Origin of the sequence: Anaerococcus sp. NML200537 (genome assembly GCF_026131715.1) — a bacterium.
Taxonomy (GTDB): domain Bacteria; phylum Bacillota; class Clostridia; order Tissierellales; family Peptoniphilaceae; genus Anaerococcus; species Anaerococcus kampingae.
Map to the genome: position 1 here is coordinate 1 of NZ_JAMXSL010000049.1, position 14,044 is coordinate 14,044.

A 14,044-nucleotide genomic window follows, 5' to 3' on the forward strand; every position below is an offset into this window, starting at 1 on the left:
CATCTTTTCCTAGTGTGTATTTTGTTCCTTCTGGTGCTTTTGCGTCTTTTCCATCTGCATCTTTGTATGTTGGTGCATCTGTTGTTACAGGTGTACCTGCTTTTCCATCTTTGTCTGCATATGATGGTGTTAGATTATCAGCGTCTTTTTGTGCAACTTTGATTGGAGCTTTTACTTCGTCTGTTGTTCCATCTGAGTATTTTACTACTACTGGTACATTTACAATTGTTCCTGCATCTCCGTCAACTGGTGTGTAGGTTACAACACCTGTTTTTGGATCAACTTTTGCATCTTTAGGAGCATCTTTACCTATTTCGTATGTTACGTTTGCTGGTGTTGCTGGTTTTCCGTCTTTGTCAGTAAATGTTGGTGCTGCTACTGTTGCTTCTTCGCCTACTTTACCAGGTACTTCTTTATATGCTGGTTCGTATTTAGCTGCTTCGCTGTCTTTGATTACTAATGGAACTTTGTCTGTGTGGCCTTTTTTGATTAGGACTTCCCCGCCCTTATCATTTAGTTTGTAGATGTCATATGTTACTTCTACGTTTGGTCCCATTGCTCCATCTTCTGTAGTTTGTGTAGCTGGAACAACTACAGATGTTTTACCTGTAATCTTATCTTCTACTATTTTGAAGTTTTCGATTTCTTTTCCATCAATGAATTTAGCTTTGATGTTCTTAAATACATAACCTTCTACTTCAATTGGTTTAGCTGTTTCTTCGTAATCTGCATCAACTTCACCTTCTTTAAGTGGAGAGTCTGTGATTAGGTAACGATAATGTCTAGATGCTGAAATAGTTTCGCCAGATTTTTCATCATCAATTTCCATTGTTACTGTAACATCATACTTGCCTGGTTTTGTTGGTATACCAGTGACATTTCCTGTAGCTTGATCTATTGTTAAACCTTCTGGTAGGTCGTTTGAATAGTATCTAGCACCGTCTTGTGGGTTTTTGTTTTCGTGTTTATATTCATCATAGATAGAACCAATGAAGTTGTTCTTTTCTACTGTGAATGAATCTTGTGCTAGTAACTCAGCATTGTTTCCTTTTGAGTCTACTCTGTAAAGTTTAGCTGTGAAAGTTGTTGTCTTATCAACACCTTTTGTATCGAATGGTTCAGATTCAATGTGTCCAGATCCGTTTGGTTTTTGAGCCTTACCAGCCTTAACTTCTTTTCCATCCTCATCATACCAAACTATTCTGAAGGAGTCGCTTGTCATACCGCTGTATGGAAGACCATCGGTTGCTGTTTGAGCTACATCTCCTGGAATAGCTGTATTAGCTCCAGAGTCATAGTTTGTAACGTTAAACTTAATTTCTCCTGGAGCAAAAGCAAAGTCTGATACAAATACGTTATTAGGCGCATGGCGTTGTTCAAACTTACCTAATAAGTTCCAACCTACGTTTATACCGTAATCATTGTTTCTATATGTGTAATAATTATTATTAAATGGTGTCATTACACGAAGGTGGTCAGTTCCTTCTGTAGAAACATATATCCAGTTATCGTTGATGTGCTTTCTATTCCAGTAGTTAACACCTGATGTTGCAAAAGTACCTGAGTTTGCATCATCTGCTATAGTTCCTAGACGATTTACTTCATCTTCTGTCCATTTGTGTAATTCCCATGCATCATAGGTGTTTCCTGCTTTTCTTTCTTTAGTAGCAGCGTCATAGTTTCTATCTGGTCCCCATGTACCATTAAATTGGATTATATAGTTACCTTCAACATTTGTCTTAGCTTGAACTGTTTCTGCAATCCAATTATTAGGATCTTTTGCTACTTCTTTATTTATCCATTGTTGAAGTTGTTGTTCAAGAGCTGGTGTCCATCCTGAACCTCTGATTTTAGATGGTGAGCTTAATCCAAGCATTGTTGCAGTTTCATCACTAAAGATTTTCTTCATAGCATAATCTGATAGGTAAGATGCCTTTACAGTTACATCTTTTGCTGGTGATGTCTTATCAGCTACTGCTTGCCAGTGGATTCCACCTATTCCTGAACTATAGTCCCAAGAAACATTACCAGAAATATTACCACCTGTTTTGCTTTCAACTGGTGTATCTGTTGCTTCTTTGTGCATGTTCTTTGGTAATTGTCTTAGTAGAACTTTCCAGTTATTGTGAGTATTTTTTGTAGTATCTGAACCAGCTCCACCTTGGGTTATTGGAAGACCCTGATCTGGGAAAACTACTGATTCACCTGTAATATATTGAAGGGCATATCCTTCTGGAATACTTGATTCATCAACCCAGAATTTATATCTTTCATTACCAGCTAATACAGTTGGGTCAGCATCAAATTGGACTAAATTTCCGTCTGGAGCAAGATATGGTTTTATTCCCATATGGAATTGTCCATCGGCACCTGATGTTGTAGAGTAAACTGGTGATGTATATTCTTTTCCATTTGACCATTTTTCAAACCATTGGAAATATAATTTAACACCTTCAACAGGTTTAAATTGTTGACCTGTAGCACCAGCAAGTGGTAGGTTTAAGTCTCCACCGGCTTGTACACCTACATAACCATGAACAGCGTCGTTTGCATCTTTTCCTACAGTTGTGTCTTCATCACCTGCTGCAGCTCTTACAGCGATACCTTGAGCTTCTCTTGTCATGCTCTCAAGATTTTTGTTTTCTTTTTGTGCATTTAAAGATGCAGCAATGAAAACTTCAGGCTTGTAAGAATCCTTAAAAGCGTTATAAGATTTTTCAAGATTTGCTATTCTTTCTTCAGAAATACCAGCATCTGCAAGTTTTTTCTTTTGCTCTGGTGTAAAATGTACAAATTCTTCAGATTTAGCTTCTTCTTTTTTCTCTACTTTCTTATCTGCCTTTTTCTCTTCTTTTTTCTCTTCTATCTTAGGCTCTTTTTCAGCATCTTCTACAATCTTGTCAATTGCTTCTTTGCTTTCTGCTTTTTCTACTTCTTCTTTATATTCATCAAGAGTTTTTGAAGATTTTTCTGTGTCTACATCTTCGAAAGCTTTTTCGATTTTTTCGATGGCATCAGCTTTGTAATCTGCTAGTTCTTTTTCAGCTTTTGCTTTTTCTTCAGCAGATTTTTCTTCAGCAGATTTTTCTTCAGCTGGTTTTGCTTCTGGTGTTGCAGATGCTTTAACAGCTGTTTTTTGAGCTTCTGTTTCTTTATTTTCTACAGGAGCTTCTTCTTCTGCTTCTGGTTTTACTTCTTCTTTTGCAGGTTCTGCTTCAGTTGCAGCTGGTGCGTCAGTTACTTCAGAAGCTTCTACTGATTGTGGGCTTACTAGAAGTACAAAACCTAGCATGCATGATACTAAGCCTATTGATAACTTTCTGGTAGCGTATCTAGGTTTTCTATTAGCACCTTTTAGCTTTTTGAAATCAATAAGCTTTTGTAATTCTGCTTTTCTTTCTTTCATAATGTCTCCTTATAAATTTTTGGCTACTTGACCTCTATCCAATCTATTTATCGTGATAAAGCTGCGGGGCTACAGGACCCGTATTTATACACGAACAAATAAGACGGTAGAAAGTCTGTGGCAATCTAACTAATGTAATTGTGATTACATTGTGGATATTAATAATATACGTTTCTAAGCTTGTGATTCAACCCCTATTCAATAACTTTTTAAATTTCCCAATATATCTAAAATTCATATGCATCTAGTTTTCAAAACTAGGTGCGACCTTGTTTTTTAGGTTAATTTACCTGCTTTTAAAATTTAGAAATTATGGTTAGAAAAATGGCATAGTTCTGGGAATTATGTAAGCTATGTATATTTTACAATTTCATGTATATTTACTATGATTGACAATAAGATGAATTTCTCAAAAAAATCTTCAACTTTTGCATTTTTGAATTTTATAAAAATTGAGAAAGAGGAAAACGAGTCTCAGACTGGGTTTGGGTGAAGTGGTGATATGGTAATTAAGAGTTTTTGTAGAGGAATAGGGGGAATTTATAAGAATAGGGGAATGATAAGGGTAACTGAAATATAAACAAGGTGTAGGACTTCTTATACAGCCTTCGAATATAGCAGCATGTCGTGCTTAGTTTATCTTGTAATTTGAGTTTTCGTAATAGGTCTCTCTCGACACGCTCGAGACAAGGGTATTGAGGCTTTTTTAAAAAAGCTACTTTCCCCTTACTTCGACCGTAGTGGAGAAGTCTAATAGAAATAATTTGGTGTTATTGTTTTATATGCACAAAGCATAAGTTTATTTTCAAAATAATATTATTAAACACCCTAAAACAGCTTATAAAAAAGCACCTACTTTTGTAGATGCTAAAAGTCTTAAGCTCTAATGTACTTAGTCGCCCTCCCACTTCCTATTTGTTTGATTAGGCCTTTCTCGCCATTATAGCTTAATTGGCGTAGATAAATCAATATTGGCGAGATTAATCTCGCCATTTTGGTAAGATTGACTATGATAAGTACACACATGGCCCGATGAATTAACCAATCTCTTTATAAAAAGAACCATGAGACCCCTCCTCACTATGTTCGTTCGGGGTGGGAAAGGATTACCCCGTAGTGGCGCTATTTCCTAAAAGACAATTGATAGCAATAATCCCACTCACATTTCGAGTGTAAGAAGCAAGCCCGTCAGCTTCAAAAGGGGACTCATGATACTATAAATTAGGTGCTCTTTATTTATATCAGTTTTAGCTTTGTATCAATATTTTATTTACCAATAGCTTCCCCTTATTTTGGTAATCAAAAAAGCACCTTAAAATTAGTAAGTGCTTAATATCTCTAATATTTATTTAATAAATTTTATCTTATACTTCAAGGGCTTTCCTCAAGTCATCTATATTATCATAAGATTGGACATTTTTATCTTTGGCTATTCTTCTTCCTTCTTCTATAGCTTTTATGGTTTCTTCGTTTGGCTGGTTAAGTTTGAGATCAAAAGGAATGCCACTTTCTCTAATACTTGCCCTTAAAAACATATTAATTGCAGTAGTCATATTTAAACCTAAGCTGGAGTAGATTTTTTCTGCTGCTTCTTTTATTTCTTTATCTGTTCTTATATTCAAATTCGTTGTTGTCATTTTATCATCTCCTTTAGGATAATTATATGAGCTTATTCGTGCACAGTCAATACAATGTCAATACAATTTCCAGGAGTTGTCAATTATTTTTTCAATGCATCTTCATTTTCGCTTAAATTATTATGTATAAAAGTGAAAATGTAAAGCTCTCATCTATTGGAGCTTGTTTATATTACCACACAAAAAGCCAGCACGTGGCTGGCTTAAATAACATTTCAAAAGCTAACTATTTACTTTTTCAGAAATTATAGCTACAAGATCGATGACATTTTCATAGGTCAAATCTCCTATATACTTATTTTCACTTAGATATACTTCCCACAAGGATCTTAGGTATGAATCTTCTTCTATGTCCTCGATTATTTCCTCATAGTCTTGCATTTCCTCCTGACTTCCTCTTTTGTAGGAAGTTCTTTCTATTGCTTCTTTTAAAATTTTATAATCTATCTCATCTTTTTTTAGTTTGTAAAGGGTGTATAGGTCATAAAAGTCTCTCATTCGTGTTGTTGTTATATTTCTTCTGATTATAGTTTCGTATTTTTCTGCGAGAATTGTTTCTAATGGATATGCCATTATTTTTATATCTTCTTTGCTAAAGATACAGGGATAGGTGTATTCTATTTCTCTTGGTGTTATTGCATCTCCTGTTGTTAGATCAAGTTTCATTGGGTTTTTAGTTTTCCCAATATTTGCTATTAGTGAAATTCTAAAGTTTTCGTACTCGTCTTCTTCTCTAATATAAGAGATGTCTTTTATTTCAAATTTTATTCCATCGTCTACATTGATATTTATGATTTCTTCTACGATTTCTTTTATTTTTTCTTCTTTTAGGGGTATGCCTTTTATGGTTGTGTCCATGTCCATAGTTGTTCTATTTTCAATGCCGATTAAGGATGATATGAGGAATCCTCCCTTTATTACAAAATTGTTTTTGTATGGTGATTTTGATAGCCTTTCTAAAAATCTTTCGAAGAAATATATTTGCAAAACTTCTTGCGACTTCAGATTTTTCTTCTCTGCTAGACTTCTTATCTTGCCCTTTATACTCTCGATATTAATCACGATAATACCTCCATATATTTTCTAATTTCATCTTCTATTTTAAATAGTCTACTGTATTTTATGAGTCGTCTTAGGTTTTTATTTTGTGATTTAAAGTATCTTTTTAAGGCTTCTGTGAAAATCTGCTTATCTATCTTTTCTCTGTCGATCATGATGTCGCAAATTGTTCGATCTATATCATAAACTAGGATAAGGTTACCCTGTGGTGATTTTATTTCTGTCTTACCTAGCTCGTATAAATCTTTTTTTACATAGTGAACTTGTAGGTCTTCATATCTTTTCTTGATATGGCTGGCATTGTAGCCTTGGGGTACAGATATATGAAATACATTTGGAGTCCTATCCGATAGGTCGTGGAGGTAGAGGGCTGTTTGATGGGAAAATATAATTCGATTACTATTAGATGATATTAAAATAAAATCGTCTATAACTTTTCCTTTTAATTGATATAGTCCTGGTCTTAATCTTTCTAATTGTCCGATTTTTGTTAATTCTGATAAATTATGCCTAGTATATCCGAGTTCTTCTGCTTCTTTGTTAGTTATTACTAGATTATCTTGTATATATTCTCTAAGTGCGTTCATTCTTCCTCACCTCGTTTTCGCTTTAATTATATCATATAAAAGCGAAAATGTAAATAACATCTCTGCAGATGGTGTAAATTCCCACACAAAAAGCCAGCACGTGGCTGGCTTTCTGCTTACTATAGGCTTATTTTACCTTGTATGGGTTTTTTTCTATTTTTTCCATTTCGTCTTTGGATATTTTTGTTACTGGGCCCTTGCTTGTTTTTAGGACATTTGCTTGGATCATTTGGTCCATTGCGTTTTTGATTTCGGTGTCGGTGTAGGATGGTTTTACTTGGTCTATTGAGATTGTTCTTTGAGCTGCTGCCTCATCTTTGAAGTATAGTTTGAGTTTTGAGTTTATTGTTTTTTCCATTTGTTATTCCTTTCTCCTTTTCTTATGCTAGGTTGCCTTCTTCGATTAGTTGGTCATCGGCTTTGTATATTGCGTATTTTAGTTCGTGGCCATTGTCATTTAGTAGGCCTAGGTAGGCTTTGGCGAAGGTCTTGATATTATCAGAGCTTGCCTCTTGGTTTACTTGTGAAAAGGTCTTTGTGTAGGCCTTTCTCTTGTCTCCGTCTACGTTTGCGATTTCGAATTTAATTTTTATTTTCATTTCTTCTCCTTTTTTGTTTTTTTATTGGCGCCTTGTATATATATAACAAAAACTGCCTTTTTGTCCCGATTTATTTTTTAAATCCTTACCCAAGTTGATTTTCCATCACCTATGCTGACATATCTCCTCTTGCCGGATAGGGCTATATAGGATATCCAGCTTAGACCTTCGTTTTCTATGACCTGGTCATAGTGGATATGCTCACCTGGATAATAGACTGCTAGAACATCTGACCTAGTCGTGGGTAGGGCTCTGACATTGACTGCTGCCCTTACCAGGGCCCTGCCGAGTTTTTCGACCATCTTGTAGCCAGTATTTGTATTGCCTATAGGCCTAAAGTATCTCTCCTTATAGGACCTCTTGCAGGTTAGAAATATTTTAAGGTCATCCCTAGTTGTGGATATGGATACTCCCCTGTGCCTGTAGTTGGCATGAAGGATCTTATCCTTTGCTAAAAATATCCCTGTATGGCCGCCTGCTCCTAAAGACTTACCCTCGATGCCTCTTATAAAGATATCCCCTCTTTGGACCTGGCCATAAGAATAAATTTCCTTTAGATAGGTCCCATTCATCTTAAATAGGGTCTCTGTTGACCCGATTAGGCTTGTCCTTGGGATAAAGCCTCCTGCTATGAGGCAATAGTGGACGAAGGATGAACAGTCATAAAAAGCTGGACCAAGTCTTGCAGGATAGGCCATGGAATAGCCCACCCTGCCGACCTTGGCTAGGCCAAAGTCAATCATCTTTTCAATATTTGCCATAAAGTTCCTTTCCCCAAAAGCTATGACTTTTGGATTTCTTCAATAATTTTGTCAAGCTTTCCATTGATTTGTACTATTAGGATGAGGTTCATCACTATTGGAAAGCCTAGTTCAGATATGAGTTTAAATATATCCATATCAATTTCGGCTAACTTGGCAAGCTTTCTTTCCTTAGGATCAAGCTAGCGAAGTCTGGCTTGCGATAAAATTTATGGCAAGCCCAGAAAGTACGCCACTCCTTTCTTGTGTGATTTGCACGTGCTAATTATATATAGCAAAAAGTAAGATTTTGTCCCGATATTTTTGCTAATCAGCTTAAAGGCTATAGGGAAATTGTCATACAAAAAAGCTTATTTATGATATAATTAAAGAAGTTAAGGGGTGCTTATATGAATGAGAAAAATAAAATAGATAGGGTCCATGACCATGTTTTTAAGGATATAAAGACATTGATGGATAGGGCAAGAAATGAAGTTGCAAGACAAGTCAATAATATTTTGCTAGAGACTTACTGGGAGATTGGACGTATTATCGTAGAAGATGAGCAAGGACATGAGCAAAGAGCAGAGTATGGCAAAGAGCTTATAAACGACTTGTCAAGACAACTTACAAAGGAATATGGTAAGGGATATTCTAAGTCTAATTTGTTTAATATGAGAAACCTATATTTATCATATCCAATATTCCAGACACTGTCTGGAAAATTGACCTGGTCCCATTATTGCGAACTCTTATCCATCAGCGATGAGAAAAAGCGAAGCTTCTATGAAAAAGAAAGTATAAATGCAAATTGGTCAGTAAGAGAACTTAAAAGACAAATAAAAACATCACTTTTTGAAAGACTGGTCTTATCATCAGGAGACGAAAACAAAGAAAAAGTCCTAGACCTAGCCTTAAAGGGCAATGAAATAAATAAGGCATCTGACCTTGTAAAAGACCCTTATGTATTTGAATTTTTAGGCTTTCCAGAAGAAAAACCAATGATGGAAAGTGATTTAGAAAAGGCACTCATAGACCATATTGAAAAGTTTTTACTAGAACTTGGCAAGGGTTTTATGTATGTAGGTAGTCAGCAAAGGGTAACTTTAGGCAACACCCACTATTATGTGGACATGGTATTTTACAATAAAATATTAAGGTCCTATGTCTTAATCGAACTAAAAACAAGCAAGCTAATGCCAGAAGCAGTAGGTCAAATAAATATGTACCTCAATTATTATAAGGCAGAAGTTAATGATGAGATGGACAATGAGCCGATAGGAATAATCCTGTGTACTGACAAGGACGGAGTCCAAGCAGAATACGCACTAGGCAGCTTATCAAATAAAATATTCGCATCAAAATATACCTTGTATATCCCAGAAAGGGAAGAGCTTGAAGAGCAGGTAGAGAAAGTAATTGAACAATACAAACAGGGGCTGTTGCAGAATGAATAAATCGTCCCAAATCACTAGAGGAACCTTGCAGGAAATTTTGCCTCCACGAGCCGGCAGGCTAGGCCAAAAATTTCCCACAAGAACCCTCTAGTGATGGGACGATAGTTATTCATAGTTTTGCAACAGCCCCTTTTTTATTGCAAAAAATCTCCCAATATTTTTAATAATCAGCTTAAAGACTTTAAAAGTCCAATTCGATTTGTCTAAAAGCCTTTAAGGCAAAAAAAGCCCGTCTTAAAGGCTTTTAGGCAATTAAACATTTTCACTAATTTGTATTAAGATAGACATTGACAAGGTCAATAGGCGCCTTTACCAGCCAGGCTGGTAGACTTTGATCTTAAATGAAAGAAGTGAAAAAAAATGATAAATTTGGAAAATGCACAAAGAATAATAGATGATTATATGCCACTAATACTTGCAACAATAAGACGATTCCCAGCCTTTGAAAGAGAAGAGGCAATCGATGAAGCAAGGATGCTGACAATCGAGGCAATACTAGATTACAAAATCGAAGCGGGAAGCTTCGGCAATTACCTAAAACACAAGCTCAACTACCACTTTTGGAACAAATGCAGAAACCCAATAGAAATCTCCCTAGAAACACCCACCGAAGGCGGCGTAATCGGAGATTTGATAGAAAGTGACATCGATATAGGAGCCGAGATAGAAAATGGGGAAAAATACCTCAAATTAAAAAACAGCCTAAAAAGCCTAAATAACAAAGACAGGGAAATAATTAGATTAAGATATTTTGAAGAAATGGAATATGAAGAAATAGGCCAAATCCTAGGCCTAAGCCCAAAAACAGTGAGAAATAGAAATAGCATGATAATAAAAAAATTGAGAGAGGTGTGGGATGTGGGTTCTAATATTATTTGAATTAAATATTATAATAAGAGATGCCGACAAATATTAGATTAGCTTCGGTCAAAACCGCAGAGAATATGTAATTAATTCATTCTATGCGGTATAATACATATGTTATCATCGGCCCACAGGGTGGGAGGGGGTGATTTCATGCAGGAATTGATTAACTTCATTATTGCTGTCGCAGCGCAAGTAGCTGGTAACTTACTGTGCAAATGGCTAGACAGCAAGAAAATTGATGATAATTAGTCTATAAAAAAAAGGACGAGCGTGCAGGCTCGTCCTTTTTTGGTAATTCCATGCTTCTTGATTAACTTCATGGTTACTCTTAATATACCACAAATTAGGGGTTAATTCAATATTTTAAATTAGTTGATTTGTATTGATAATTTAGTATCAACATGGCCCGATGTAGATACTAATCCCTTTATAGGAAAAACCATGAGAGTCCTCAATGAGCCACGTAAATATGCCTTGATTTGGCATATTTACGCAGAATGATAGCGTGGTAGCGTGGAGAGCTTCGAAGAAGCGGTATTCGTACGGGCTAGATTCTTGCTTCGCTCGTTCGGGGTGGGAGTATTGTTGGTTCCTAGTTTTTCGTTAGTTACTTATAATTATTTAAAGGAAATACAATAATAAAAAATGTTAGTAAAACCAGAAACCGAGTCCCCTCCCATTTCGAGCTTTGCGGGCAAGCCCGTCCGGCTCTGAGAGGACCTCATGGTTCTCTTTATTGAGGGTTCTGTATTTACATCGGTGATTTGTTTATATAGCCTTCGAATATAGTAACATATCGCTCTAGAGTTTGTGCTAGAATTTGAGTTTTCGTAATAGGTATCTCCACTACGGTCGATACAAGGGAAGGAGCGCTCGAGACAAGGGGTTCTGTATTTTCTCATAAAAAAACCTTCCAATTTAATGGAAGGTTTTTTGAAGTGAGTACCCGGGTATTTTATTTTTAGATTTGGTCTAAGAGTGCACTCTTTATTGACCGCCTCTTAAGATTCTAATTGGTAATTAGTCTCTTTTGCTTGCTGCGTAAGCAACTGATGCTGCTGCAAGGATTCCAGCTACGCCAGCTACTCCAGCGATACCTGTTTTAGCGTTTGAGCCAGCTTTTTTAGATGGCATGTTAGCTTTTTTGTCTTCTTTTTTGTCTTCTTTTTTGTCTTCTTTTTTGTCTTCTTTAACTTCTGGTTGAGCTTTTTCGTTTTCTTTGATTGTGTTTTCGATGTCTTCAGCGTTCTTGTTTAGTTCTTTTGTAAGCGCTTCAAGATCAGCGTCAGAAGCTTCATCAGCGTAAGCTGTAGCTATGAAAGCTGATTTAACACCAAGTGCTTTGTTAGCTTTTTCGATTGTAGCTTTAGCGTCTTTGATTTGTTTTTCAAGAACGTCTTTAACCTTAGCAACTGATTTTGGAGCTTGTTTTAGTAGGAATTCTGCAGATGAGATAGCTACTTCTGCTCTTGTTTTAGCTGCTTCAAGAGCTTTAACTAATTCAGCTCTATCTTTTTTAGCTTCGTCTTTGATAGATGGTTTAACAACTACTTTGTCTCCTTCGATAGAAACGATAGCTGTAGCTCCACCTGCTAGAGTTCTAAGGATTCCCATTTCTTTTTTAAGTCTGTCAGAAAGGTCTTTTTCTCTAGATACTGCTGTACCATAAGCTCCGTTAGCTGCTGCTAATTCATTTTGAGCTTTAACAAGGTCAACTAGAGCTTGTTGTTTTGGTGTAAGTTTGTTTGTTGAGTTAACTTTTTCAGCTTCAGCTTTTTCTTTTTCAACTGCTGCTGCTACTTCACCAAGTTTAGCTTCATATTTTGTTGTTGCTGCAAGAAGAGCTGCGTTAGCATCCATTACTGCTTTTTCTTCTACAGATTTATCTTCTTTTTTGTCTTCTTCTGCTTTAGCAAGAGCTTTTCTAGCTTTTTCTACGTTTGCTACTGCTGTCTCTACATCTATTTTAAGCTTGTCAGCTTCTTTTTGACGAGCTTCAGAATCAGTTTTAGCATCTTCTTTTGGAGCATTTTTGTAAGCTTCTTCAGCTGCTTTTACAGCTTTTTTAGCTGTTTCTATTCTAGCTTTAGCAACTTCGATTTCTTTTCTAACTTCATTTCTTTGAGCGTAGAATTTGTTAACTAAAGATAGTTGTTCATTGTATTCTTCGCCAACAAGTTGTGTACCTGATTTAGCTGTATCAGCTACAGCTGGTGCTACTGCACCAAGACCTAGAGCTAGTGCAAGAGCACCTGCTGCTAATTTATTTAATTTCATAATTATATTCTCCTTAAATTTCGTTTAAACTTTTGTACAATTTTTTAGTACTCACTTTACAATTATTATCTTACAACACCTTCTCCATATTGTCAACACATTTGATTAATTTATCAATATATCTAAAATTTTTCTAAATATAACGACAAAATATCTTCATAATTGATAGATAATTTCTACAATAGGAATTCCATACATTGGCTTTATTACTCGCTTTTGCAAGCTTAATGCTTAATTATGGAATTTTGTAGGTCCACACAATTTGTGTTGAATTTCTACAATAGTATTTTTGGGAATTTCTACAATAGGAATTCCTAATATTTTGTTGTTTGATAATATCTATTAATATACTAATTTTGTGGAGAATTGCAAGATGGTTTCCTTAAATTACAATAATATTAAGATGATTTTTTGTTCTTTAATACAAAATGAATTGGTACTATATAGTATTTCACTTCGTAATTTTATCTTATAGTAAATTTTCATTATAAACATATCTCTTCGTTCAAGGGGGAGAGCCAAGACTTTCTTTCTTAATAATACAATATTATATACTATTTTCTTCGTTATTTTGTCACACAATGAATTATTGTCATCAAGCTGATGACTTCGCCAAAGGGGGAGGGCCAAGGACCCTTTCGCATGGGTCCTCATCGCCCTCCCCCTTACACCCCCTCTCCGTTACACCCCGCAAGCGACTCTTGCAGAGGGCAAAATGTAGATTGCCTATGGCAATCTTCTTTACTAGACCTGACTGCTATTCATTCTGGTGCAAAATCTATTATTTCAAATCTCGTCAGCTAAAAATTTAGATTCGCTTCACTTCGTTTGCTCAACAAAATTTTCTTAACGCTTCCTTGATTTAAAATAATTTACGATTTTATTTATCTAAGTCTTAAGACTATCTTCCTTAGACCCACTTATCGCAATGTTTGCGAGAGCAAACGAGCCTTAGACTAGCTTCGATGTCAATATTCTCTCAGAATACAGAATAATTCTCCCAAGGTCGGGATATTTTGTAAATGTAGATGCCGTTAAGAAAATCTCCTGACGCACGAGTTCAAATTAATATTATGTAAGTGCTGAGATGTAAAGTAAATGTAAAAGAAAAATTTGGACTAGATTGAGATTTTTAGGCATCGGAATGTCAAAATAACTAAGGATAAGAATAGCTAAAACAAGGAGTTCTGTCTAAAAAGAGTGGCTTGCCGAAGGCAAGCTTCTGTTCATGCTCCCCGCTTTAGGGGCCGCCTGGGGGTGTAACGGAGAGGGGTTTAAGGGGAGGCCGATGAGGGACTATGGTACCCCCAAAAAGTTGTAGCTCAATTTCTTACAATACAAATATATTATAGATTGATGGTGGCCCTTTTCTATAGAAAAGGGCGATTTATCAAGATAATATACTGATTTTTTCT

General features: G+C 35.8%; 11 protein-coding genes. 2 read left to right on the top strand and 9 right to left on the bottom strand.

What is annotated here, in order from left to right:
• From NH288_RS10455 to NH288_RS10490, 8 genes are all read right to left on the bottom strand, one after another.
• Positions 1-3,406 (bottom strand): Rib/alpha-like domain-containing protein (locus NH288_RS10455; RefSeq protein ID WP_265215194.1); only part of this gene is annotated, 3,406 nt, incomplete at its 3' end.
• A 1,364-nt stretch (positions 3,407-4,770) separates the two neighbouring features.
• Positions 4,771-5,043 carry a type II toxin-antitoxin system RelB/DinJ family antitoxin gene (locus NH288_RS10460; protein ID WP_265215196.1) on the bottom strand — a complete coding sequence of 91 codons (273 nt, stop codon included), beginning with the start codon at positions 5,041-5,043 and terminating at the stop codon, positions 4,771-4,773.
• A 222-nt stretch (positions 5,044-5,265) separates the two neighbouring features.
• Positions 5,266-6,105: a nucleotidyl transferase AbiEii/AbiGii toxin family protein gene (locus NH288_RS10465; RefSeq protein WP_265215198.1), complete on the bottom strand. Its 840-nt coding sequence runs from the start codon at positions 6,103-6,105 to the stop codon at positions 5,266-5,268.
• Positions 6,102-6,689 (bottom strand): type IV toxin-antitoxin system AbiEi family antitoxin domain-containing protein, encoded by a 588-nt coding sequence (locus NH288_RS10470; RefSeq protein WP_106460985.1) that lies wholly within the window; start codon positions 6,687-6,689, stop codon positions 6,102-6,104. Before NH288_RS10470 ends, NH288_RS10465 begins: the two co-directional genes overlap by 4 nt.
• Before the next feature lie 127 nt (positions 6,690-6,816).
• A complete protein-coding gene (locus NH288_RS10475; protein WP_265215201.1) occupies positions 6,817-7,047 on the bottom strand; it encodes a DUF2922 domain-containing protein in 231 nt (76 codons plus the stop codon).
• A 22-nt stretch (positions 7,048-7,069) separates the two neighbouring features.
• Complete coding sequence (locus NH288_RS10480) at positions 7,070-7,288, bottom strand: hypothetical protein (protein WP_106460987.1); 219 nt, start codon at positions 7,286-7,288, stop codon at positions 7,070-7,072.
• Positions 7,289-7,365: 77 nt separating this feature from the next.
• Positions 7,366-8,049: a peptidoglycan amidohydrolase family protein gene (locus NH288_RS10485; RefSeq protein ID WP_265215203.1), complete on the bottom strand. Its 684-nt coding sequence runs from the start codon at positions 8,047-8,049 to the stop codon at positions 7,366-7,368.
• A 20-nt stretch (positions 8,050-8,069) separates the two neighbouring features.
• A complete protein-coding gene (locus tag NH288_RS10490; RefSeq protein ID WP_158698389.1) occupies positions 8,070-8,186 on the bottom strand; it encodes a YvrJ family protein in 117 nt (38 codons plus the stop codon).
• Between the two features lie 252 nt (positions 8,187-8,438).
• On the opposite strand from NH288_RS10490, the gene NH288_RS10495 reads away from it, so the two are divergent.
• Together NH288_RS10495 and NH288_RS10500 are read left to right on the top strand one after the other, a co-directional pair.
• On the top strand, positions 8,439-9,485 hold the full coding sequence (locus tag NH288_RS10495) for a PDDEXK nuclease domain-containing protein (RefSeq protein WP_265215205.1): 1,047 nt from the start codon (positions 8,439-8,441) through the stop codon (positions 9,483-9,485).
• Positions 9,486-9,845: 360 nt separating this feature from the next.
• The gene (locus NH288_RS10500; protein WP_265215207.1) at positions 9,846-10,364 is read left to right on the top strand and encodes a sigma-70 family RNA polymerase sigma factor; all 519 of its coding nucleotides are present in this window, start codon (positions 9,846-9,848) and stop codon (positions 10,362-10,364) included.
• Between the two features lie 1,008 nt (positions 10,365-11,372).
• On the opposite strand, the gene NH288_RS10505 is transcribed toward NH288_RS10500, so the two are convergent.
• Positions 11,373-12,629 (bottom strand): hypothetical protein, encoded by a 1,257-nt coding sequence (locus NH288_RS10505; RefSeq protein WP_265215209.1) that lies wholly within the window; start codon positions 12,627-12,629, stop codon positions 11,373-11,375.
• Between the last annotated feature and the right edge of the window lie 1,415 nt (positions 12,630-14,044).